The organism is Streptomyces sp. NPDC030021 (genome assembly GCF_055574035.1).
On the sequence record NZ_JBVIAH010000014.1, the window covers coordinates 173,405 to 194,531 of the forward strand.

Below are 21,127 nucleotides of genomic sequence, written 5' to 3' on the forward strand. Positions count from 1 at the left end.
GAGGCACTCCATGCGCGGAGCCACCCACGCCACGTGGGCCGCATGTGCGGTGGCCGTCGCCCTCGCGGCGACGGCCTGCGGCGGCGGTAGCGACAGCGGCGGAGGCGGCGAGGCGGGCATCGTCAGCTCCTCGTGGGGTGACCCGCAGAACCCGCTGGAGCCGGCCAACACCAACGAGGTGCAGGGCGGCAAGGTGCTCGACATGCTCTTCCGGGGTCTCAAGCGCTACGACCCGAAGACGGGCGAGGCCCTCGACATGGTCGCCGAGAAGATCGAGACGACGGACAGTCAGAACTTCACCATCACGCTGAAGGACGGCTGGAAGTTCAGCAACGACGAGCCGGTCACCGCGCAGTCCTTCGTCGACGCCTGGAACTACGGCGCGGACGTGCGCAACAAGCAGAACAACTCGCCGTTCTTCTCCGACATCGTCGGTTACGCGGACGTCCACCCCGCCTCCGGTGAGCCCAAGGCCAAGACGATGTCCGGACTGGTCGTCAAGGACGGCAAGACCTTCACGGTCGCCCTGAAGAACAAGTTCTCCACCTGGCCCGAGACCCTCGGCTACCAGGCCTTCTCCCCCCTGCCCAAGGCCTTCTTCACCGACCACGCCGGCTGGCTGAACAAGCCGATCGGCAACGGCCCTTACACAGTGGACTCGTACACCAAGGGCACCGGCATGAAGCTGCGCAAGTGGGACACCTACCCCGGCCCGGACAAGGCGCAGAACGGCGGCGTGGACCTGAAGGTCTATACCGACAACAACACCGCATACACGGACCTGATCTCCGGCAACCTCGACCTCGTCGACGACATCCCGGCGCAGCAGCTGAAGAACGTCAAGAACGACCTCGGTGACCGGTACATCAACCAGCCGGCCCTCATCATCCAGACCCTGACCTTCCCGCTGTACGACCCGCAGTGGAGCAAGGAAGGGATGGAGAACGTCCGGATCGGTATCTCCCGGGCCATCAACCGCGACGAGATCACCAAGCAGATCTTCCGCGAGACCCGCACCCCGGCCAAGGACTGGACCTCCCCGGCCCTCGGCGAGAAGGGCGGCTTCTCCTCCACGGTCTGCGGCGACGCCTGCGTCTACGACCCGGCCGCGGCCAAGAAGCTCATCACGGACGCCGGCGGGCTCCCCGGCGGCAAGGTCACGCTGACCTCCAACGTGGACACCGGCTCGCACCGCGACTGGATGGACGCCGTCTGCAACAGCATCAACAACGCGCTGGGCGAGGGCCCGGTCTGCACGGTCAACCCGATCGGCACCTTCGCGGACTTCCGCAACCAGCAGAGCAGCTTCAAGCTGACCGGCCCCTTCCGCTCCGGCTGGCAGGCCGACTACCCCCTGATCCAGAACTTCCTCCAGCCCCTCTACTACACCGGGGCCTCCTCCAACTACGGGAAGTTCAGCAACGCGGACTTCGACAAGCTCGTCGACGAGGCCAACCAGGAGAGCGACCAGGCCAAGGCCGTCGCGAAGTTCCAGGACTCCGAGAAGATCCTCGCCGCGCAGATGCCGGCCATCCCGCTCTGGTACCAGAACGGCAGCGCGGGCTACGCCGAGCGGCTCTCGGACGTGGCGCTCAACCAGTTCAGCGTCCCCGTGTACGACCAGATCAAGGTCAGCTGACCCGCGTTTCGGATCGATCCTGGAGCAGTCCATGGGACGTTATGTGATCCGGCGGCTGCTCCAGATGATCCCGGTGTTCATCGGCAGCACGTTCCTGATCTTCTTCATGGTGTACGCGCTCGGTGACCCGGTCGCGGCCCTCTTCGGCGACAAGGCGCCCGACCCCGCCACCGCCGCGCGCATCCGCAAGGACCTCTTCCTCGACCAGCCCCTGTGGAAGCAGTACCTCCACTACATGGGCCAGATCTTCCAGGGGAACTTCGGCACCGCCTTCAACGGCCAGCCGGTCACCGAGCTGATGGCCTCGGCCTTCCCCGTCACCCTGCGCCTGACCATCGTCGCGATCTTCTTCGAGATCATCATCGGGGTCCCCCTGGGCGTGATCAGCGGGCTGCGCCGCGGCAAGTCCGTCGACACCTCCGTGCTGGTGCTCACCCTCGTCGTCATCTCCGTACCGACGTTCGTGACGGGCTACGTGCTCCAGTACGTCTTCGGCGTCCAGTGGGGCTGGGTGCGGCCCACCGTCTCCCCGGACGCCCCCTTCAACGAGCTGATCCTGCCCGGACTCGTGCTCGCGCTCGTCTCCCTCGCCTACGTCACCCGGCTCTCGCGCACCTCCATCGCCGAGAACGTCAAGGCCGACTACGTGCGCACCGCCGTCGCCAAGGGCCTGCCGCGCCGCCGGGTCGTCACCCGCCATCTGCTGCGCAACTCGCTGATCCCCGTCGTGACCTTCATCGGCACCGACATCGGCGCCCTGATGGGCGGCGCCATCGTCACCGAGCGGATCTTCAACATCCACGGCGTCGGCTACCAGCTCTACCAGGGCATCCTGCGCAACAACTCCCCGACGGTGGTCGGCTTCGTGACCATCCTCGTCATCGTCTTCCTGCTGGCGAACCTGCTCGTCGACCTTCTCTACGCGGTCCTGGACCCGAGGATCCGTTATGCCTGAGTACAACGAGCCCGCCTATGACCCGCTGGAACCAGGAGAGGGGGAGGCCATCGCACCCACCGGCCAAGGCGGGCCCATGGATCTCGCGCTGGACGAGGCCGAGAGCCTGGAACTGAGTGCATCAGCCGCCTCCGGCGGACGTGCCCTCGGCGACGCCCCCACCGGGACCGGGCCCGGGTCGCGGGAGAAGCCCCGCTCCCTGTGGTCCGACGCCTGGCACCAGCTGCGCCGCAACCCCGTCTTCGTGATCTCCTCGCTGATGATCATCTTCCTCGTGATCATCGCGATCTGGCCGCAGCTCATCGCGAGTGGCGACCCGCTGCAGTGCGATCTGTCCAAGTCGCAGCAGGGCTCCTCCCCGGGCCACCCCTTCGGCTACGACACCCAGGGCTGCGACGTGTACACCCGTACCGTCTACGGGGCCCGCGCCTCCATCACCGTGGGCGTCTGCGCCACCTTCGGCGCCGCCCTGCTCGGCTCGCTGCTCGGCGGGCTCGCCGGGTTCTTCGGCGGCTGGGGCGACGCGCTGCTCTCCCGGGTCGCCGACATCTTCTTCGGCATCCCCGTCGTCCTCGGCGGCCTGGTCTTCCTGTCCGTGGTCACCAGCACCACCGTCTGGCCGGTGGTCGGCTTCATCGTGCTCCTCGGCTGGCCGCAGATCGCCCGCATCGGCCGCGGCTCCGTCATCACCGCCAAACAGAACGACTACGTCCAGGCGGCCCGGGCCCTCGGCGCCGGCAACGGCCGGATGATGCTCCGGCACGTGGCGCCCAACGCCATCGCCCCGGTCATCGTCGTCGCCACCATCGCGCTCGGCACCTACATCGCCCTGGAGGCCACCCTGTCCTTCCTCGGCGTCGGCCTGCGCCCGCCCACCGTCTCCTGGGGCATCGACATCTCCAACGCGGCCCCGCAGATCCGCAACGCCCCGCACATGCTGCTCTGGCCGGCCGGCGCGCTGAGCATGACCGTGCTCGCCTTCATCATGCTCGGCGACGCGGTGCGCGACGCCCTCGATCCCAAGCTGCGCTGAGGAGCCCCGCACATGCTGCTCGAAGTCCGCGACCTGCACGTGGAATTCAAGACGCGCGACGGAGTCGCCAAGGCCGTCAACGGCGTCAACTACTCGGTGGCCGAGGGCGAGACGCTCGCCGTGCTCGGCGAGTCGGGCTCCGGCAAGTCGGTCACCGCCCAGGCAGTGATGGGAATCCTCGACGTGCCGCCGGGCCGGATCGCGGGCGGCGAGATCCTCTTCAAGGGCAAGGACCTCCTCAAGATGAAGGAGGAGGAGCGGCGCAAGATCCGCGGCGCCGAGATGGCGATGATCTTCCAGGACGCGCTCTCCTCCCTCAACCCGGTCCTGAGCGTGGGCGCGCAGCTCGCCGAGATGTACGAGGTGCACCGCGGGATGTCCCGCAAGGACGCCAAGGGCAAGGCCGTCGAGCTGATGGACCGGGTCAAGATCCCGGCGGCGAAGGAGCGGGTGGGGGACTACCCGCACCAGTTCTCGGGCGGTATGCGCCAGCGCATCATGATCGCGATGGCGCTGGCCCTGGAGCCCTCGCTGATCATCGCGGACGAGCCGACGACGGCCCTGGACGTCACCGTCCAGGCCCAGGTGATGGATCTGCTCGCCGAGCTCCAGCGCGAGCTGAACATGGGCCTCATCCTGATCACCCACGACCTGGGCGTGGTCGCGGACGTGGCCGACAAGATCGCGGTCATGTACGCGGGCCGGATCGTCGAGGCGGCTCCGGTCCACGAGATCTACAAGGCGCCCGCGCACCCGTACACGCGCGGCCTGCTGGACTCGATCCCGCGCCTGGACCAGAAGGGCCAGGAGCTGTACGCCATCAAGGGCCTGCCGCCGAACCTGGTGGCCATCCCGCCCGGCTGCGCCTTCAACCCGCGCTGCCCGATGGCGCAGGCGGTGTGCCGCACCGACGTCCCGCCGCTGTACCGGGTGACCGAGTCCCCAGTGGAGCGCACCAGCGCCTGCCACTTCTGGAAGGAGTGCCTCCATGGCTGAGTCCCTGCTGGAAGTGAAGGACCTGGTCAAGCACTACCCGCTGACCCGGGGCATCGTCTTCCGCAAGCAGGTCGGCGCGGTCAAGGCGGTCGACGGCGTCTCCTTCGACCTGCGCGCCGGTGAGACGCTCGGCATCGTGGGCGAGTCCGGCTGCGGGAAGTCCACCGTGGCCAAGATGCTGGTCCATCTGGAGCAGCCGACGGCGGGCGCGATCTCGTACAAGGGCGAGGACATCACCAAGCTGTCGGGGCGCGCGCTGAAGGCCGTGCGCCGCAACATCCAGATGGTCTTCCAGGACCCGTACACGTCGCTGAACCCGCGCATGACGGTCGGCGACATCATCGGGGAGCCGTACGAGATCCACCCCGAGGTGGCTCCCAAGGGCTCGCGCCGGCAGAAGGTCCAGGAGCTGCTCGATGTCGTGGGACTGAACCCCGAGTACATCAACCGGTACCCGCACCAGTTCTCCGGCGGCCAGCGCCAGCGCATCGGCATCGCCCGGGGCCTGGCCCTGCAGCCCGAGATCATCGTCGCCGACGAGCCCGTCTCGGCGCTGGACGTCTCCGTCCAGGCCCAGGTGATCAACCTGCTGGACCGGCTGCAGAGCGACTTCGACCTGTCCTACGTCTTCATCGCGCACGACCTCTCGATCGTCCGGCACATCTCCGACCGGGTCGGTGTCATGTACCTGGGCCGGATCGTCGAGATCGGCACCGACAGCCAGATCTACGACCATCCGACCCACCCGTACACCCAGGCGCTGCTCTCGGCCGTCCCGGTCCCGGACCCGGAGGCCCGCGCCCACCGCGAGCGGATCATCCTCAGCGGTGACGTCCCGTCCCCGGCCAACCCTCCCTCGGGCTGCCCCTTCCGCACCCGCTGCTGGAAGGCCGAGCCCCGCTGCACGGCGGAGGTCCCGCTGCTCGCGGTCCCGCAGGTCTTCCCCTCGGGCCCGGCGGCGCACCCGTCGGCCTGCCACTTCGCGGCGGAGAAGCAGGTGGTCCCGCCGTCGGACCAGCCGCCCCCGCCGCCCCCGCCGCCCCCGCCTCCGGCGGATCCGCTGACGAAGGAGTAGCCGCCGACCGATCATTTCCGGCCACCGCTGCGGGTCGGGCGGGGAACGGCAGACGCCTCCGGCAACTCCGTTTACGTGGGGGCAACTTGACCGTTTCTGCCCCGAGATCTGGGGCATGCAACCTGGATGCCGTGCGGCCGTGCGGGTGCCGACAGCCGGCCGGGGAGGCGTACAGCCTCGCCGGCCGGCCTCCCCGTGACCCCACTCATGCGCGGCATGCGCCCCTCGTGCTGCCGGATTTCGATCGATGCGCTGGTACGGATAGTTATGATCCGTAGCGCACGGTGGGTATGACTCCTGCCGAGCACGAATACGCGTACCGATGTCCGCTCGACGTGGAGGTGAAACGCCGTGGCACTCTCGATCTCCGCCGTGGTGCTGCTGGCGATCATCGTCTTCCTGCTGGTCCGAAGGGCGGGCCTGAAGGCGGGACATGCGGTGGTCTGCGTACTGCTCGGCTTCTACCTGGCGAGTTCCACCATCGCACCGACCCTCAGCCAGCTCACCTCGAACGTGGCGAGCATGATCAGTGGCCTCAAGTTCTAGGCCCTGTCGTCAAAGTAGCGTCGGGCCCGCGACGCCCGGCACCGCACCTCGCTGCGTTGTCGGAGCGCCCGAGTACGTCCAGTACACGGGCGCCCCTCCGCCTTGCGATGCTTCCCCTAGGCCCTGCGGGCCTGGGGAGACCCCATGGCACCGGACGCCGCGGGCCTGACCGACGCTACTTTGACGACAGGACCTAGGCCCCGCCTCGTAGGCTAGGCCCCATGAACGGTCTTCCCGCCCGTCGTCTGCTCCTCGTGCACGCGCACCCCGACGACGAGTCGATCAACAACGGCGTCACCATGGCCAAGTACGCGGCCGAGGGCGCCCACGTCGCGTTGGTGACCTGCACCCTGGGCGAGGAGGGTGAGGTCATCCCGCCCGGGCTCGCCCACCTGGCGGCCGACCGCGACGACACCCTCGGCGCCCACCGCGTCGGCGAGCTCGCCGCGGCCATGGCGGAACTGGGCGTCCACGACCACCGGTTCCTCGGCGGCCCCGGCCGCTTCCGGGACTCCGGGATGATGGGCGCCCCGCAGAACCACCGGCCGCAGGCCTTCTGGTCCGCCGACGTGGACGAGGCCGCCGCGTACCTCGTGGAGATCATCCGGGAGCTGCGGCCGCAGGTGCTCGTCACCTACGACCCGGACGGCGGATACGGGCACCCCGACCACATCCAGGCCCACCGGGTCGCCATGCGCGCCGCCGAACTGGCCGCGGAGACCGCGTACCGGCGCGACCTCGGCGCGCCCCACACGGTCGGGAAGATCTACTGGAACCGCGTCCCGCGCTCGGTGGTCGAGGAGGGCTTCGCCCGGCTGCGCGCCGCCGGGGGCGAGATGCCCTTCCCCGCGGTGGGCTCGCCCGGGGACGTGCCGGGGGTCGTCGCCGACGAGCGGATCACCACCGAGATCGACGCCAAGGACGCCTTCGTGGCGGCGAAGTCGGCCGCCATGCGGGCCCACGCCACCCAGATCGCCGTGGACGGGCCCTTCTTCGCCCTCTCCAACGACCTGGCGCAGCCGCTGTTCACCCGCGAGTACTACGAACTGGTCGAGGGCCGGCCGGGCGCCCCGGCGGGCGAGCGCGAACACGACCTCTTCGCGGGGGTGGAGGCATGAGCGGCACGGCCACGGCCGGGCGGATCGCCGGCTGCCTGGGCATGCTGGTCGCGGGTGCGCTGACCGGTGCGGCCGGCTGGCTGGTGGTCGGCCTCTGGTTCCCCGCTGGTCTGCTGCTCGCCCTGCTGGCCGTCTTCGGGCTGTTCCTCGGCGGCCGGATCCTCCTCGGGACCGGCTTCGGCGTGGGCGGCGCCGCCGTCGGCTGGTTCCTCTCGTACGTGATGCTCAGCGTTCCGCGCCCCGAGGGGGACTTCCTCCTCGGTTCGTCCGGAATCGGCGTGTACGTCTACCTTTTGGGTGGAACCGTTCTCGCTGTGATGTGTGCCACGATGCGCGGTCCGCTGGATCGGCCGGTTTCGGTCTCCCGGCCTGCCAAGTGACGTGGTGTCGGACCGCGTAGGGAGGTTCGCCGAGAGGCGCGCGCGGGAGCCCGCCGGGCGCTTCAGGGGGGTTTGACGGGCCCTATCAGGAACCCCTGAGTCCCGCCAGTCAGTTGCGTGCGGGCGGCGGCCAGTATGGTGGACGGGCCGCCGAGCTGCCCGCGCACGGTATGACGGGCGGCGGAGCCAACCGGGAGAACCTGCCTTGAGTCGTGAAACCGACAGTTCGTCCTCCGGGCCCAAGGGGCACGGTGGAGCCGCTTACCCCTCGGGTACACCGCCGTACGGAACCGGCCAGTACCCGTCCACGGACGCTGCGGCGACCGCTCCGGAGGAGAACGCTGTGACCTCGAAGCCGTCCACGCCCGATTCCGACGGGCCCAAGACCGAGACCACCCTGACGACCCGGATCCGGATCAACATCCCCGGTTCGCGACCGATCCCGCCGGTGGTCGTGCGCAAGGCGATGGGCACCAACTCCGGCTCGGCCGGTACCGCGGAGCGGAGCGCGCCGGAGCCGGCGCCCGAGCAGGCCGCCCCGCCGCTCGCGCAGCGGCGCGGGCCGCAGCCGACCCGCATCGAGGCCGCCCCGGAGCCGGCCGGCGCCCAGGCGCCGCCGCCCGCCCCGGCCGCAGAACCCGAGGAGGCGGCCAGCAACTGGTTCGCCCCGCGCAAGTCGGCCGCCCAGGCCCCGGCACCCGCACCGGCCCCCGCCGCGGCCCAGATGCCGCCGGCCGCAGCCGCCCCGCCGCTCGCACAGCGGCCGCTGCCCACCCGGACGCCGTCCCCGACGCCGACGCCGACTCCGACGCCCACGCCGCCGCCGGCCGGGCCCGGCGCGGGCTTCCCCCCGCCGCAGCGCACCCAGGCCCCGCAGGTGCCCGGACCGGACGCCGCGTTCGCGCCGCCGCGCACCCCGCCGCCGCCCGTTTCGGACTACAGCCAGGGCTACGCCCAGGCCTCCGCACCCGCCCCCACGGCCCCGATGCCCGGCGGCCCGGGCGTCGGTACGACCCAGGGCTTCCCCGCGTACGGGGGCGACCAGGGCGACGGCGGCCCGGTCACCGAGGCGTTCCCGGCCTACGGCGGCGGCCCTGCCGGACCCACCGGCGGCCCCGGCTTCGGCACCGGCCCGGCCGGCGCGGCCGCCTTCGACGAGGCTCCGCAGTGGCCCGGCCCCGACCTGGACGGCCCGCTGCCGACCCCGGTACCGGCCCCCGCCCCGGCCGCCCCCCGCCCCGCGGCCGCGCAGCCCAAGGCCACCGGCAAGCCCGCCAAGAAGGGCCGCTCCAAGCTGGTCCTGCTCGGCGGCGGCCTCATCGCCCTCCTCGGCGTGGCCTACGGCGCCGGGCTGCTCCTGAACCACTCCGACGTCCCCAAGGGCACCACCGTCCTCGGCGTCGACATCAGCGGCAGCCGCGACGAGGCCGTCTCCAAGCTCCAGACGGCCTTCGGCACCCGTGCCGCCGCCCCGATCCAGCTCAGCGTCGGCGGCAAGCCGGTCGAGCTGAAGCCCGAGAAGGCCGGCCTGACCCTGGACGCCCAGACCACCGTCCGCAACGCGGCCGGCAGCGACTACAACCCGATCACCGTCATCGGCTCGCTCCTCGGCAACGAGCGGGTCGCCGACCCCGTGATGCCGACCGACGAGGAGAAGCTCCAGGTCGCGCTGCAGGAGCTCGCGGGCACCTCCGGTACGGCCACCGAGGGCACGATCAAGTTCGACACGGGCAAGGCCGTCGCCGTCCCCGGCACCCCCGGCACCACCCTCGACGTCGACGCCTCCGTCCAGCTGGTGGCCAAGACCTTCAAGGACCAGGTCGCCACCGGCAAGGCGGCCGTGTCCGAACTGCCGACCACCACCAAGGCGCCGGCCATCGGCCAGGCCGAACTGGACCGGGCCATGAAGGAGTTCGCCGAGCCCGCGATGTCCGCGAACGCCACGGTCAAGGTGGGCACCAAGTCCATCGCCTTCGGCGCCCGGTCCCTGCCCAAGATCCTGAGCATGCAGCCCGTCGACGGCCGCCTGGTCGAGAAGTTCGACCTGGAGGCGCTCAAGGCGACCTACGGGAACACCTTCGACGGGATCCTGATCACCCGCGGCACCGGCGAGAAGACGGCCGTCACCCCGCAGGACATCGCCGGCGCCCTCGGCAAGGCGCTGCGCGGCAAGACCACCGCCGAGCGCACCGTGGTCGTCGACACCAACCCGAACTAGGACGGCCCGGCCCGACCCCGTCCCTTCCGGATCGGCCGACCGGTGCCCCCGCCCGTACCCGGGCGGGGGCACTGTCATGTCCGCCGCATGACATCTGTCATCCGGCACACACGACGCCCGACACTGCCGCGCGGAACCCCGTACGGGCCAATCTCTATCCATGACGACGACGACCGCGACACGCACCGCGAAGCCCGCCACCGACAACGTGGTCAGCTTCGAGAACGTGACCAAGAGCTACGGCACGGTCCGGGCGGTCGACGGCCTCTCCCTCACGCTCCACCCGGGCGAGACCGTCGCGCTCCTCGGCCCCAACGGCGCCGGCAAGTCCTCCACCCTGGACCTTCTCCTCGGACTGCGCCCCGCCGACTCCGGCTCCGTCCGGCTCTTCGGCACCACCCCGCGCGAGGCCGTCGCCGCCGGCCGGGTCGGCGCGATGCTGCAGAGCGGCGGCCTGATGGAGGAGGTGACCGTACGGGAGATCGTCGCCCTCGGCTGCGCCCTGCACCCGCGGCCGCACCCGGTCGACCAGGTGCTCTTCCGGGCCGGCATCGACAAGATCGCCGACCGGCGGGTCGACAAGCTCTCCGGCGGCCAGGAGCAGCGCGTGCGCTTCGCGCTCGCCACGGCCGGCGACAACGACCTGATCGTGCTCGACGAGCCGACCACCGGCATGGACGTCACCGCCCGCCAGTCCTTCTGGGCCACCATGCGGGAACAGGCCGACCAGGGCCGCACGGTCCTCTTCGCCACCCACTACCTGGAAGAGGCCGACGCGATCGCCGACCGCGTCCTGGTGCTCAGCAAGGGCCGGCTGCTCGCGGACGGCACCGCCGCCGAGATCAAGGCCAAGGCCGGGGCCCGGAAGATCTCCTTCGACCTGAGCGACCCCGCCGACGGCGCGATCGGGCGACTGCGCGCGCTGCCCTTCCTGACGGCCTTCGAGCACCACGGCGACACCGTCCGCATCCAGTCCCGCGACGCCGACGCCACCGTCCACGCCGTGTACGCGCTCGGGCTGTACCCCCGCAATCTGGAGGTCGCGGGCCTCGGCCTGGAACAGGCCTTCATCGCCCTCACCGAGGCCGAGGAGGCCACCCCGTGAACGCCCTCATCAAGCTGGAGATCGTCCGCGCCCTGCGGAACAAGAAGTACCTCTTCTTCACGATCATGTACCCGGCCGCGCTGTTCCTGATGCTCGGCGGAACCCTCGACGGCACCACCAAGGTCATGGGCACCGAACTGACCATGCCCGCCTTCTACATGGTCGCCATGGCCTCCTTCGGCGCACTGACCGCCGTTCTGGTGGGCAACAGCGAACGCATCGCCAAGGAACGGGAGAAGGGCTGGGTCCGCCAGCTGCGCCTCACCGCCCTCCCCGGCCGCGGCTACGTCCTCGCCAAGACGGCGGGCGCCGGAGTCCTCTCGCTCCCCGCCATCCTGGTCGTGTTCGCGGTGGCGGCCGCCGTGAAGGGCGTACGGTTCGACGCCTGGCAGTGGCTCGCCCTCACCGGTTCGATCTGGGCCGGCAGCCTGGTCTTCGCGGCCCTCGGCGTCGCCCTCGGCTACCTGGCCAGCGGGGACAACGTCCGCCCCATCACGATGCTCGTCTACTTCGCCCTGTCGATCCTCGGCGGCCTGTGGATGCCCACCGCGAACTTCCCGCAGTGGCTCCAGAACATCTGCGAGTGGCTCCCCACCCACGCCTACGCGGGCCTGGGCCAGGCCATCGAGCTCGGTGGCGCGCCCCGGGCCGGAGACGTCGCGCTCCTCGCGGTGTACTTCGTACTGTTCACCGGTGCGGCCGCCTGGCTGTACCGCAAGGACTCACTGAAGGCATGAACCCGTGGCGCTGACGAAGGAAGGCGAGGACCGGGACTTCCCCGAGATCGCCAAGGAGCCGGAGAACCGCCACCAGAAGATGGTGAAGGTGCTCTGGATCAGCATCTGGCTCTTCTACCTGAGCGCCCCCGTCGCCGACCTGGCAGACGGCGGACACAGCCCCGGGGCCAGGGTGCTCGGCGGCCTGGGCCTCGCGGCCTTCGTCGCCTGGTACCTGGTGCTGGTCTTCCGCACCGCCCGCCCGATGCCGGTCCGCACGGTGCTGTTCTCGCTGGCGGTGCTCTCCGCCGAGGCCATGGTCCTGTCGCTGACCCTGGGCCGCGAATGGCTCGTGCTCTTCGTCTACGTGGCCATCTCCTCCGGCGCCGCGCTGCCGGGCGAGTACGCCCGCTGGACCGTCCTCGGCACCACCGCCCTGCTGGCGGTCACGGCGAACGCGGTCCCGGACGGCACCGCCTACCTGGCGGGCCTGCTGATCCCGGCCCTCATGGGCGGGTTCGCGATGGTCGGGGTCCGGGCGATGATCCGCACCACGATAGAGCTGCGCGAGGCCCGGGCCACGGTGGCCCAGCTCGCGGCCAACGAGGAACGGCTGCGGATGGCCCGGGACCTGCACGACCTGCTGGGGCACTCGCTGTCGCTGATCACGCTCAAGAGCGAGCTGGCGGGCCGGATGCTGCCCGGGCAGCCGGAGGCGGCCGCCCAGCAGGTCGCCGACATCGAGCAGGTCAGCCGGCAGGCGCTGGTCGACGTACGCGAAGCGGTGAGCGGCTACCGGCGGCCCACCCTCCCCGGCGAACTCGCGGGCGCGCGCACGGCCCTGGCCGCGGCGGGCGTACTGGCCGAGCTCCCGGCGCCCCCGGCCGACGACCTTCCCGAGGCGGCGGAATCGGCCCTGGCCTGGTCCCTGCGCGAAGCGGTGACGAACGTGGTGCGGCACAGCGGCGCCAAGCGCTGCCGGGTCACGCTGGAGACCGGCCAGACCCTCGACGGGCCGGTACTGGAACTGACCGTCACGGACGACGGCGCGAGCGGCGGCCAGAGCAGCCCGGGCAACGGTCTGACCGGCCTGACGGAACGTCTGGAGGACCTCGGCGGCACCCTGTCGGCGGGCCCCACCGGCCGGACCGGCTTCGCCCTCACCGCCCGAGTCCCCCTAGGATCGAGATCATGACCTCACGTCCCATCCGCATCCTCCTGGCGGAGGACCAGTCGATGGTCCGCGAGGCCCTCGCCGCGCTGCTCGGCCTGGAACCCGACATCGAGGTACGGGTCCAGGTGGCCCGCGGTGACGAGGTGCTGGCGGCGGCCCGCGCGCACGACGTGAACGTGGCCCTGCTGGACATCGAGATGCCGGGCATGACGGGCATCGAGGCGGCGGCCGCCCTGCACGCCGAACTCCCCGCCCTGCGGATCGTCATCCTGACCACCTTCGGCCGCCCCGGCTACCTCCGCGGCGCGATGGAGGCGGGCGCCTCCGCCTTCCTGGTCAAGGACGCCCCGGCCGCGCAGCTGGCGGCCGCCGTGCGCAAGGTCCTCCAGGGCGAGCGCGTCATCGACCCCACCCTGGCCGCGGCCGCCCTCGCGGAGGGCGCGAACCCGCTGACGGACCGCGAACGGGAGGTCCTGCGGGAGGCGGAGGGCGGCGCGACCAACGCGGAACTCGCGGCGCGGCTCCACCTGTCCCAGGGCACGGTCCGCAACTACCTCTCGACGGCGATCCAGAAACTGGCGGCCCGCAACCGCGCCGAGGCCGTGCGCGTAGCCCGCGAAAAGGGCTGGCTCTAGCCACCTTCAGCCTCGCCGGCCGCACCCGCCTCGCCGGCCGCACTCCAGCTTCGCCGGGGCCACAGTCAGCCTCGCCGGCGTTTGAGGCGCGGGGTCTGGGGCGGAGCCCCGGGAAACCCGGCTCCGCCGGGCACCGGGCTCCGCCCGGACCCTCCCCCAGCTACCGCTGGGAGGTGCCCCCTGCCCGAACGCCGGCGGGGCTGAAGGCGCCCCAGGCGGGCCTGAAGGTGCCGGCGAGGCTGAAGGTGGCCCAGGCGGGCCTGAGGGTGCCGGCGAGGCTGGGTTGGGCCGGCGGGGCCGGATCGGCCCCGGTCAGTTCAGGAGGGCGCGGGCCGAGACGGCTTCCGCGTGGATGCGGGCCGCCGCGTCGGCGTCCACCGCGGAGACCACCCCGGCGTACGCGTCGAGCTCGGCCGCCCCCTCCTGGAAGGAGCCCCGCTCCACCAGCAGCCGCGCCCGCTCGTACCGCAGCGCCGCCGGATGCGACGGCAGCAGCAGCGACAGTTCCACCGCCCACAGGGCCACCCCCGACTGCTCCGGGCGGGCCGCGGCCCAGGCCCGGATGTTCGCCAGGATCCGCTGCACGATGTCCAGCGTCCGGGCAGGCTCGCGCGGCCCCGACGCCAGCTCCGCCGGCCCGGTGCCCAGCGACGCGCCGCCCGCGAACGGGTCCACCACCACGCCCTCCCCCGGGTCACCGAAGCCCACCACGAAGTGCCCCGGCAGCCCCAGCCCGTAGACCGGCGCCCCGGCCCGCCGGGCGACCTCCAGCCACACCACCGACAGCAGGATCGGCAGCCCGCGCCGCCGCCTCAGTACCTCGTGCAGCAGCGAGGACGACAGCCGGTCGTAGTCCGCCGGTGTGCCGTGGAACCCGAGGCGCCCGCCCAGCAGTTCCGTCACCGCGGACGCCCACGCCCGCCCGCCGCGCAGCCCGTACGGCAGCATCCCGGCCAGCCGGTCCAGCTCGATCTGCGCCCGGTCCATGGCGCGTTCGTCCAGCTCCGGGTCCCCCTCGGTAGCCAGCAGCAGGCACAGCAGCGCCAGGTCGGGCCGCTCCGCCCGGGCCTCGGCCGCGAACTGCTCCCGCCAGGCCGCCGCACTCACGAGGCCGCCCGGTAGTGGTGGTACGTGTGGTGCGTGGCGAAGCCCAGCCCGTCGTACAGCGCCAGCGCCCCCGGATTGTCCGTCTCGACCTGCAGCCACGCCGCCGACGCGCCCTCCTCCAGCGCCCGCCGGGCCAGCGCGGCCATCACCGCCGTCGCCAGGCCCTCCCGCCGGTGCGCGGGATCCACGGTCACCGCCGCGAAGCCGGCCCACCGCCCGTCCACCACGCAGCGCCCGATGGCCCGGCCCCCCGGCAGCGCCGCGAACCACACCGACGGCCCTTCCACCAGCATCCGCCGGGCCAGGTCCGGGTCGCTCACCTTCCCGTAGCGCCCGAGCCACTCCTCGTCCGGGACCCGGGTCAGGCGTACGGCCTCGGCCGCGGGCGCGTCCACGTCGCCCACCGGCGCCAGCGCCCCGATCCGTACCTCCGCCGACACCTCGTTCACCCAGCCGCGCCGCTCCAGCTCCGCGCCGAGCATCTCCTGGGTGCCGGCGGCCCCCGTCGCGACCTGCACATAGGCCGGAAGCGACCGCTCCGCGTACCAGGAGGTCACTCGCGCGAGTGCTTCGTCCAGCGGTATCCCCGGATCGCCGAGCGGCAGCACGGAATTGGCCCGCCGGGTGAATCCGGCGGCCGCCCGCAGCGTCCACCCGCCCAGCCGCTCGCTCTCCAGCGGCTGCCAGGCCCGCGCGGCGACCCGCGAGAGCTCCTCGAAGGAGGCCGCGGGACCCCGTCGCCGGGCCGGTGCCGGAGGCACGATCTTGCCCGCCACCAGCGAGGATTCCGAGATGCGGACGGATTGTCCGTCCTTCTTTGTGATCAGCAGCACACCCTGGTCCCAGGATGTGAGAACCCCGACCGTGTCCGTGAACTCGGGTGATCCGCTCACTACGGCCTCCACCCGTCGTACAGAGACTCGTTTACCCACGTCAGCCGGGGTAATACGGACTTCCAGCAGTCCACCGGCAGTGATTTCCACAGCTCTGTCCGCCCCTCCTGTTCGGATCGTGCCCGGGAACGGAGATACTAGGTGCGGGCATCGACGACGCCGCGCTCCCGCGCGATATGGAAAGCCCTACCGAGGAGGAACGAGAGCGTGACCTACGTCATCGCGGAGCCTTGTGTCGACGTCAAGGACAAGGCATGCATCGAAGAGTGCCCCGTCGACTGCATCTACGAGGGCCAGCGGTCCTTGTACATCCACCCGGACGAGTGCGTCGACTGTGGTGCGTGTGAGCCGGTCTGCCCGGTCGAGGCCATCTTCTACGAGGACGACACTCCGGAGGAGTGGAAGGACTACTACAAGGCGAACGTCGAGTTCTTCGACGAGCTCGGTTCGCCCGGTGGTGCCTCCAAGCTGGGCCTGATCGAGCGCGACCACCCCTTCGTCGCGGCGCTGCCCGCCGGTATCAACGGCGAGCACTGACCTTTCAGGCAGACGCGCCCCTCGGTCCCGTACGGCCTTCCCGCCGCACGGGACCGACGTGTTTTCCGACCCGCAGACACCGGCACTCAGAGAGAGCAGAGACCACCGTGGCCGCAGTATCCGACCGTCTGCCCGCCTTCCCCTGGGACAAGCTGGAGCCCTACAAGGCCACGGCGGCGGCCCACGCGGACGGCATCGTCGACCTGTCGGTCGGCACGCCCGTGGACCCGGTCCCGGAGCTGATCCAGCGCGCCCTGATCGAGGCCGCCGACTCCCCGGGCTACCCGACCGTGTGGGGCACCGTCGCCCTGCGCGACGCGATCACCGGCTGGGTGCGCGGCCGCCTCGGCGCGAGCGCCGCGGGACACCGCAACGTCCTGCCGGTCGTCGGCTCCAAGGAGCTGGTGGCCTGGCTGCCGACCCAGCTGGGCCTGGGCGCCGGGGACAAGGTCGCCTACCCCCGGCTCGCCTACCCCACGTACGAGGTCGGCGCGCGGCTGTGCGGTGCCGAGGCCGTCGTCTACGACGACCCGACCGAGCTCGACCCGGCCGGTGTGAAGCTGCTGTGGCTCAACTCCCCGTCCAACCCCACCGGCAAGGTCCTCGCCAAGGAGGACCTCGTCCGGATCGTGGCCTGGGCGCGCGAGCACGGGATCCTGCTCTTCAGCGACGAGTGCTACCTGGAGCTGGGCTGGGAGGCCGAGCCCGTCTCCGTCCTCCACGACGACGTCTGCGGCGGCTCGTACGAGGGCATCGTGGCCGTCCACTCCCTCTCCAAGCGCTCCAACCTGGCCGGCTACCGGGCGGCCTTCGTCGCCGGTGACGCGGACGTGCTCGGCGAGCTGCTGGAGATCCGCAAGCACGGCGGCATGATGACCCCCGCCCCGGTGCAGGCGGCCACCGTCGCGGCCCTCGGCGACGACACCCACGTCGAGGAGCAGCGCGAGCGCTACGCGGCCCGCCGCGCGGCGCTGCGTACGGCCCTGGAGGCGCACGGCTTCCGGGTCGAGCACAGCGAGGCGAGCCTGTACCTGTGGGTGACCCGCGACGAGCCCTGCTGGGACACCGTCGCCCACCTCGCCGGCCTGGGCATCCTGGTCGCGCCGGGCGACTTCTACGGCGAGGCGGGCGCGCGGTTCGTGCGCGTCGCCTTCACCGCCACCGACGAGCGGGTCGAGGCGGCGGTCAAGCGCCTCGGCTGACCGCCGGGTTCCACGACGGAAACGCCCGAGGGGGCCGGGAGTTCGCACTCCCGGCCCCCTCGGCGGTTCCTGCGGCGTCAGCCGCCCAGCGGCAGGCCACCCGGCAGGACACCGGACGTCGGCAGCGAGGACGTCGGCAGCGAGGACACCGGCAGCTCCTGCGCCGTGGGGAGCCCGCCGAGCAGGCCCTGCGCGGTGCCGGCCACGTCGGAGGCGGGGGCCGGCAGGGACTTGGTGGCGCTGCCGGCGGTGTCGACGACGCCCGTGGCCGCGTCCGCCGTCGTGGCGGTGTCGGGGGCGGTGAGCTGGCCCAGCTGCGGCACGGACTCCAGACCGGCGGCGCTGGCCGCACCGGCCGCACCGACCACGGGCGCTGCCCCGGCTGCGATCAGCAGCGCGGCACGGGCGATCCGGCGGGTCAGGGGGAGAGACATGTTGCTCCTAAGCGGTAGCGGCTGAGTACGCCGTGCTAACCGCTCCCGGGGCGGGTGGAGTTGCGGTGCCGGTGGGTAAAGGATCGGTAACGCATCGTTTAATCGGCTTCCGCGAAAAGCGCATTGGATGCGCGCCGACCAGGGCCTCCGTCCGTTTCGGGGATCCGCGACCCGCTACATGGATCCCCCCGCAGGAGTGATCACTCGCACGTGCACCCGGGCGCCCCCGGCGTGTGCCCCGCCGCGGAGCGGATCAGCGGGCCATGAAGATCCGTACCTCGCCCGGGCCCGCGTAGTGGAGGTCCTTGGCGCCGTCCTTGGTCCCCGAGCCGCCCTTGTCCTGCCACCGTCCCCGGTCCTTGCCCGCGATCCAGCCGTGCCGGTCGTAGGACACCCGGGAGATGCCCATCGCCTTCGCGTTGGCCACCGCCCAGTGGGCCATGGCCCGGCTGCGGCGGACCGCGGCCTCGTCGCCGGCCTTCTTCTCCGTCAGGGTGACCTCGGCCTCCGGGGCCGTCCGGCCCCCGCCGGCGTTCCGGCCGGCCTGGCCGCCCTGCGGGGACATGGTGTGCATCCCGTCCTTGCCGAAGATCCGGACCAGGTCGGCCCGTACCTTCTCGGGGTCGCCCGGCCCGGTGGGCGCGGGCCCGCCGCAGTTCAGGGTGCCGCCGCCGGCGAAGGCCGCCGTCAGCACGGTCGCGTCGGGCTCGTGCTTCGCGTACGCCTGCGGGAACCCGCTGCGCTGCACCTTCTGCGCGGCCACCGTCAGCGGCAGGCGCGAGTACCCCGGCACGTCGGCGAGGTGGTCGTAGAAGATCCCGGCCGAGTAGACCGGGTCCCTGATCTGCTCCGGAGTGCCCCAGCCCATCGACGGCCGCTGCTGGAAGAGGCCCAGCGAGTCCCGGTCGCCGTGATCGAGATTGCGCAGCGCGGACTCCTGCATGGCGGTCGCCAGCGCGATGGTCACCGCCCGGTCGGGAAGGCCCTTGGCGACGCCGACGGCGGCTATCGTCGCCGCGTTCGCCGCCTGCTCGGGCGACATTTCGTACGTTTCAGAGGTTTCGTCCTCCCCGACCGGATCCGCACTGGCCATGCAGAACGGGGCACCGCCGCCACCGTTCGAATCGTGCTGCACGGCGAAGTACCCGATCACCGCGAGGAGAACGAGCAGGCCGACGACCGCCCGGAGCATCCGGCGGCGACGAGGACGGGGATCACGGGTCTCGGACACGCGGCCCACCGTACTTGAGGCATATGACGCGTCCACCGGCCGGACGTACGAGGCTTCGTCGCATCCCGGGGCGTTAGGGTCAGTTCCATGTCCGAATCCGAGCTGGACCTCACCCTGGACGCCGCCGAGCTGACCGCCCGGCTCGTCGACATTCCGTCCGTGAGCGGCGACGAAAAGGTCCTCGCCGACCTCGTGGAACACGCGTTGCGCGGCCTGGCGCACCTCACCGTGGACCGCTTCGGCAACAACGTCGTCGCCCGCACGGACCTCGGCCGCGCCGAGCGCGTCGTACTGGCCGGCCACCTCGACACCGTGCCGATCGCCGACAACGTCCCCTCCCGCCTCGACGAGAACGACGTGCTGTGGGGCTGCGGCACCACCGACATGAAGTCCGGTGTCGCCGTGCAGCTGCGCATCGCCGCGACCGTGCCCGAGCCGAACCGGGACCTCACCTTCGTCTTCTACGACCAGGAGGAGGTCGCCGCCGACCTCAACGGCCTCGGCAAGGTCGCAGGAGCCCACCCCGACTGGCTGACGGGCGACTTCGCGGTCCTGCTGGAACCCTCGGACGCCGAGGTCGAGGGCGGCTGCCAGGGCACCCTGCGCGTGCTGCTGCGCACCGCCGGTGAGCGCGCCCACTCCGCCCGCAGCTGGATGGGCTCCAACGCGATCCACTCGGCGAGCCCGATCCTCGCCCGCCTCGCGGCCTACGAGCCCCGCAGGCCGGTCATCGACGGCCTGGAGTACCACGAGGGCCTCAACGCGGTCCGCATCGAGGGCGGCGTCGCCAACAACGTCATCCCCGACGCGTGCACGGTGACCGTCAACTTCCGCTACGCCCCGGACCGCACCGAGGCCGAGGCGCTGGCCCACGTACGGGAGGTGTTCGCGGACTGCGACATCGCCGAGTTCGTGGTCGACGACTCCTCGCCCGGCGCCCTCCCCGGCCTCTCCCACCCGGCCGCCAAGGCCTTCATGGAGGCGGTCGGCGGCCGCGCCATGCCCAAGTTCGGCTGGACGGACGTCTCCCGCTTCAGCGCCCTCGGAGTCCCGGCGGTGAACTACGGCCCGGGCGACGCCCTGCTGGCGCACAAGGTCGACGAACGCGTCGAGACGAAGGCGATCCTGCACTGCGAGGAACGACTCCGCGCCTGGCTGACCTCCTGAATTCCGCTTCTCGTCACCTTTGTGCGCCTACCCTGATCCAACGATCAGCAGGAGGGAGCACAGCATGGGCAACCACGGCAGTCCCGAGGGTTCCGCTCGTCGTCGGCCCGAGGAGCAGCAGCTCGGGCCGGTGCTGAGGAGGCGGAGCCAGGTGCAGGCGGGCAGTACGACGGACCAGCGGCTGCTGGATTCGGCGGGGCCCTCCGAGTGGGTGCACACCGATCCCTGGCGGGTCCTGCGCATCCAGTCGGAGTTCATCGAGGGCTTCGGCACGCTCGCCGAGCTGCCGCCCGCGATCAGTGTGTTCGGATCGGCCCGTACGCCGGAGGGCTCTCCCGAGTACGACGCGGGTGTGCGGATCGGCAGCGCGCTGGTCGACGCCGGCTTCGCGGTGATCACCGGCGGCGGTCCGGGTGCGATGGAGGCGGCCAACAAGGGCGCCCGCGAGGCGAACGGCGTCTCGGTCGGCCTCGGCATCGAGCTGCCCTTCGAGCAGGGGCTCAACCAGCACGTCGATCTCGGCCTGAACTTCCGGTACTTCTTCGTCCGCAAGACGATGTTCGTGAAGTACAGCCAGGGCTTCGTCGTCCTGCCGGGCGGCCTGGGCACGCTGGACGAGCTGTTCGAGGCGCTGACCCTGGTCCAGACCCAGAAGATCACCCGCTTCCCGATCGTGCTGTTCGGCACGGAGTACTGGAGCGGCCTGATCGACTGGCTGCGGGGCACCGTGATCGCGCAGGGCAAGGCCTCGGAGAAGGACCTCTACCTGTTCCACGTCACCGACGAGGTGGACGAGGCGATCGCGCTGGTGACGAAGGAAGTCGGCAAGTAGGCGAAGGGCCCGGGCCGGATCAGGCCCGGGCCCAGAAGTCCTCAGGCCAGGCCGCGCCGGCCTCCGGCCGTCGGGGCCTCAGGCCAGGCCGCGGCGGGCTACCGCCGGGGGGCGGTGGCCCTGGATGGAGCGGA

At 71.6% G+C, this 21,127-nt stretch carries 21 protein-coding genes; 17 read left to right on the plus strand and 4 right to left on the minus strand.

All coding sequences use genetic code 11. The features are described 5' to 3' along the window. The first annotated feature begins 10 nt into the window (after positions 1-10). The 13 genes from ACZ4YL_RS26570 (at position 11) to ACZ4YL_RS26630 (ending at position 13,590) form a co-directional block, all read left to right on the plus strand. Positions 11-1,639, plus strand: coding sequence for a peptide ABC transporter substrate-binding protein (locus ACZ4YL_RS26570; RefSeq protein ID WP_468119899.1), 1,629 nt, complete (start codon positions 11-13; stop codon positions 1,637-1,639). Positions 1,640-1,670: 31 nt separating this feature from the next. Next, on the plus strand, positions 1,671-2,594 hold the full coding sequence (locus tag ACZ4YL_RS26575) for an ABC transporter permease (protein WP_468119901.1): 924 nt from the start codon (positions 1,671-1,673) through the stop codon (positions 2,592-2,594). Beyond that, a complete protein-coding gene (locus ACZ4YL_RS26580; RefSeq protein ID WP_468119903.1) occupies positions 2,587-3,627 on the plus strand; it encodes an ABC transporter permease in 1,041 nt (346 codons plus the stop codon). Before ACZ4YL_RS26575 ends, ACZ4YL_RS26580 begins: the two co-directional genes overlap by 8 nt. Before the next feature lie 12 nt (positions 3,628-3,639). Then, positions 3,640-4,623: an ABC transporter ATP-binding protein gene (locus ACZ4YL_RS26585; protein ID WP_351155632.1), complete on the plus strand. Its 984-nt coding sequence runs from the start codon at positions 3,640-3,642 to the stop codon at positions 4,621-4,623. Beyond that, entirely contained in the window at positions 4,616-5,698 is a 1,083-nt protein-coding gene (locus ACZ4YL_RS26590; RefSeq protein ID WP_468119905.1) for an ABC transporter ATP-binding protein, read from the plus strand. The genes ACZ4YL_RS26585 and ACZ4YL_RS26590 overlap by 8 nt, the downstream gene beginning before the upstream one ends. 351 nt (positions 5,699-6,049) lie before the next feature. After that, on the plus strand, positions 6,050-6,244 hold the full coding sequence (locus ACZ4YL_RS26595) for a hypothetical protein (protein ID WP_030012369.1): 195 nt from the start codon (positions 6,050-6,052) through the stop codon (positions 6,242-6,244). A 221-nt stretch (positions 6,245-6,465) separates the two neighbouring features. Beyond that, complete coding sequence (gene mshB, locus ACZ4YL_RS26600; RefSeq protein ID WP_468119907.1) at positions 6,466-7,362, plus strand: N-acetyl-1-D-myo-inositol-2-amino-2-deoxy-alpha-D-glucopyranoside deacetylase; 897 nt, start codon at positions 6,466-6,468, stop codon at positions 7,360-7,362. Continuing rightward, positions 7,359-7,742 (plus strand): DUF6113 family protein, encoded by a 384-nt coding sequence (locus tag ACZ4YL_RS26605; RefSeq protein ID WP_468119909.1) that lies wholly within the window; start codon positions 7,359-7,361, stop codon positions 7,740-7,742. Before mshB ends, ACZ4YL_RS26605 begins: the two co-directional genes overlap by 4 nt. Positions 7,743-7,947: 205 nt before the next feature. Further along, complete coding sequence (locus ACZ4YL_RS26610; protein ID WP_468119911.1) at positions 7,948-9,960, plus strand: peptidoglycan binding domain-containing protein; 2,013 nt, start codon at positions 7,948-7,950, stop codon at positions 9,958-9,960. Between the two features lie 160 nt (positions 9,961-10,120). Then, the gene (locus ACZ4YL_RS26615; RefSeq protein WP_468119913.1) at positions 10,121-11,065 is read left to right on the plus strand and encodes an ABC transporter ATP-binding protein; all 945 of its coding nucleotides are present in this window, start codon (positions 10,121-10,123) and stop codon (positions 11,063-11,065) included. Next, positions 11,062-11,802: an ABC transporter permease gene (locus ACZ4YL_RS26620; RefSeq protein ID WP_382547355.1), complete on the plus strand. Its 741-nt coding sequence runs from the start codon at positions 11,062-11,064 to the stop codon at positions 11,800-11,802. The genes ACZ4YL_RS26615 and ACZ4YL_RS26620 overlap by 4 nt, the downstream gene beginning before the upstream one ends. 79 nt (positions 11,803-11,881) lie before the next feature. After that, complete coding sequence (locus ACZ4YL_RS26625; RefSeq protein WP_468119986.1) at positions 11,882-12,976, plus strand: sensor histidine kinase; 1,095 nt, start codon at positions 11,882-11,884, stop codon at positions 12,974-12,976. After that, positions 12,973-13,590 (plus strand): response regulator transcription factor, encoded by a 618-nt coding sequence (locus tag ACZ4YL_RS26630; RefSeq protein WP_468119915.1) that lies wholly within the window; start codon positions 12,973-12,975, stop codon positions 13,588-13,590. Before ACZ4YL_RS26625 ends, ACZ4YL_RS26630 begins: the two co-directional genes overlap by 4 nt. A 312-nt stretch (positions 13,591-13,902) precedes the next feature. Here the strand turns inward: ACZ4YL_RS26630 and ACZ4YL_RS26635 are convergent, their stop codons facing one another. Further along, positions 13,903-14,697 carry a transglutaminase family protein gene (locus tag ACZ4YL_RS26635; RefSeq protein ID WP_468119917.1) on the minus strand — a complete coding sequence of 265 codons (795 nt, stop codon included), beginning with the start codon at positions 14,695-14,697 and terminating at the stop codon, positions 13,903-13,905. Next, a complete protein-coding gene (locus tag ACZ4YL_RS26640) occupies positions 14,694-15,680 on the minus strand; it encodes a GNAT family N-acetyltransferase (RefSeq protein ID WP_468119919.1) in 987 nt (328 codons plus the stop codon). Before ACZ4YL_RS26640 ends, ACZ4YL_RS26635 begins: the two co-directional genes overlap by 4 nt. Positions 15,681-15,797: 117 nt before the next feature. Between ACZ4YL_RS26640 and fdxA the strand changes: the two genes are divergently transcribed. Next, positions 15,798-16,127: a ferredoxin gene (fdxA, locus tag ACZ4YL_RS26645; protein WP_030011906.1), complete on the plus strand. Its 330-nt coding sequence runs from the start codon at positions 15,798-15,800 to the stop codon at positions 16,125-16,127. Positions 16,128-16,234: 107 nt separating this feature from the next. Next, entirely contained in the window at positions 16,235-17,329 is a 1,095-nt protein-coding gene (dapC, locus tag ACZ4YL_RS26650; protein ID WP_468119922.1) for a succinyldiaminopimelate transaminase, read from the plus strand. Positions 17,330-17,406: 77 nt separating this feature from the next. Here the strand turns inward: dapC and ACZ4YL_RS26655 are convergent, their stop codons facing one another. Together ACZ4YL_RS26655 and ACZ4YL_RS26660 are read right to left on the minus strand one after the other, a co-directional pair. Then, positions 17,407-17,763: an ATP-binding protein gene (locus tag ACZ4YL_RS26655; protein WP_468119924.1), complete on the minus strand. Its 357-nt coding sequence runs from the start codon at positions 17,761-17,763 to the stop codon at positions 17,407-17,409. Positions 17,764-18,016: 253 nt separating this feature from the next. Beyond that, positions 18,017-18,955, minus strand: coding sequence for a hypothetical protein (locus tag ACZ4YL_RS26660; RefSeq protein ID WP_468119988.1), 939 nt, complete (start codon positions 18,953-18,955; stop codon positions 18,017-18,019). Positions 18,956-19,081: 126 nt separating this feature from the next. On the opposite strand from ACZ4YL_RS26660, the gene dapE reads away from it, so the two are divergent. Beyond that, positions 19,082-20,161 carry a succinyl-diaminopimelate desuccinylase gene (gene dapE, locus ACZ4YL_RS26665; RefSeq protein WP_389115740.1) on the plus strand — a complete coding sequence of 360 codons (1,080 nt, stop codon included), beginning with the start codon at positions 19,082-19,084 and terminating at the stop codon, positions 20,159-20,161. 64 nt (positions 20,162-20,225) lie between these two features. After that, a complete protein-coding gene (locus ACZ4YL_RS26670) occupies positions 20,226-20,993 on the plus strand; it encodes an LOG family protein (RefSeq protein ID WP_389795568.1) in 768 nt (255 codons plus the stop codon). Positions 20,994-21,127 lie beyond the last annotated feature (134 nt).

Bases quoted from the DNA above. Each gene is read 5' to 3' on its own strand.
- ACZ4YL_RS26570 (WP_468119899.1), top strand. From the start codon at position 11: ATGCGCGGAGCCACCCACGCCACGTGGGCCGCATGTGCGGTGGCCGTC.
- ACZ4YL_RS26615 (WP_468119913.1), top strand. From the start codon at position 10,121: ATGACGACGACGACCGCGACACGCACCGCGAAGCCCGCCACCGACAAC.
- ACZ4YL_RS26590 (WP_468119905.1), top strand. From the start codon at position 4,616: ATGGCTGAGTCCCTGCTGGAAGTGAAGGACCTGGTCAAGCACTACCCG.
- ACZ4YL_RS26625 (WP_468119986.1), top strand. From the start codon at position 11,882: ATGGTGAAGGTGCTCTGGATCAGCATCTGGCTCTTCTACCTGAGCGCC.
- ACZ4YL_RS26580 (WP_468119903.1), top strand. From the start codon at position 2,587: ATGCCTGAGTACAACGAGCCCGCCTATGACCCGCTGGAACCAGGAGAG.
- ACZ4YL_RS26670 (WP_389795568.1), top strand. From the start codon at position 20,226: ATGGGCAACCACGGCAGTCCCGAGGGTTCCGCTCGTCGTCGGCCCGAG.
- ACZ4YL_RS26655 (WP_468119924.1), bottom strand. From the start codon at position 17,763: ATGTCTCTCCCCCTGACCCGCCGGATCGCCCGTGCCGCGCTGCTGATC.
- mshB (WP_468119907.1), top strand. From the start codon at position 6,466: ATGAACGGTCTTCCCGCCCGTCGTCTGCTCCTCGTGCACGCGCACCCC.
- dapE (WP_389115740.1), top strand. From the start codon at position 19,082: ATGTCCGAATCCGAGCTGGACCTCACCCTGGACGCCGCCGAGCTGACC.
- ACZ4YL_RS26585 (WP_351155632.1), top strand. From the start codon at position 3,640: ATGCTGCTCGAAGTCCGCGACCTGCACGTGGAATTCAAGACGCGCGAC.
- ACZ4YL_RS26660 (WP_468119988.1), bottom strand. From the start codon at position 18,955: ATGCTCCGGGCGGTCGTCGGCCTGCTCGTTCTCCTCGCGGTGATCGGG.
- ACZ4YL_RS26575 (WP_468119901.1), top strand. From the start codon at position 1,671: ATGGGACGTTATGTGATCCGGCGGCTGCTCCAGATGATCCCGGTGTTC.
- ACZ4YL_RS26630 (WP_468119915.1), top strand. From the start codon at position 12,973: ATGACCTCACGTCCCATCCGCATCCTCCTGGCGGAGGACCAGTCGATG.
- ACZ4YL_RS26605 (WP_468119909.1), top strand. From the start codon at position 7,359: ATGAGCGGCACGGCCACGGCCGGGCGGATCGCCGGCTGCCTGGGCATG.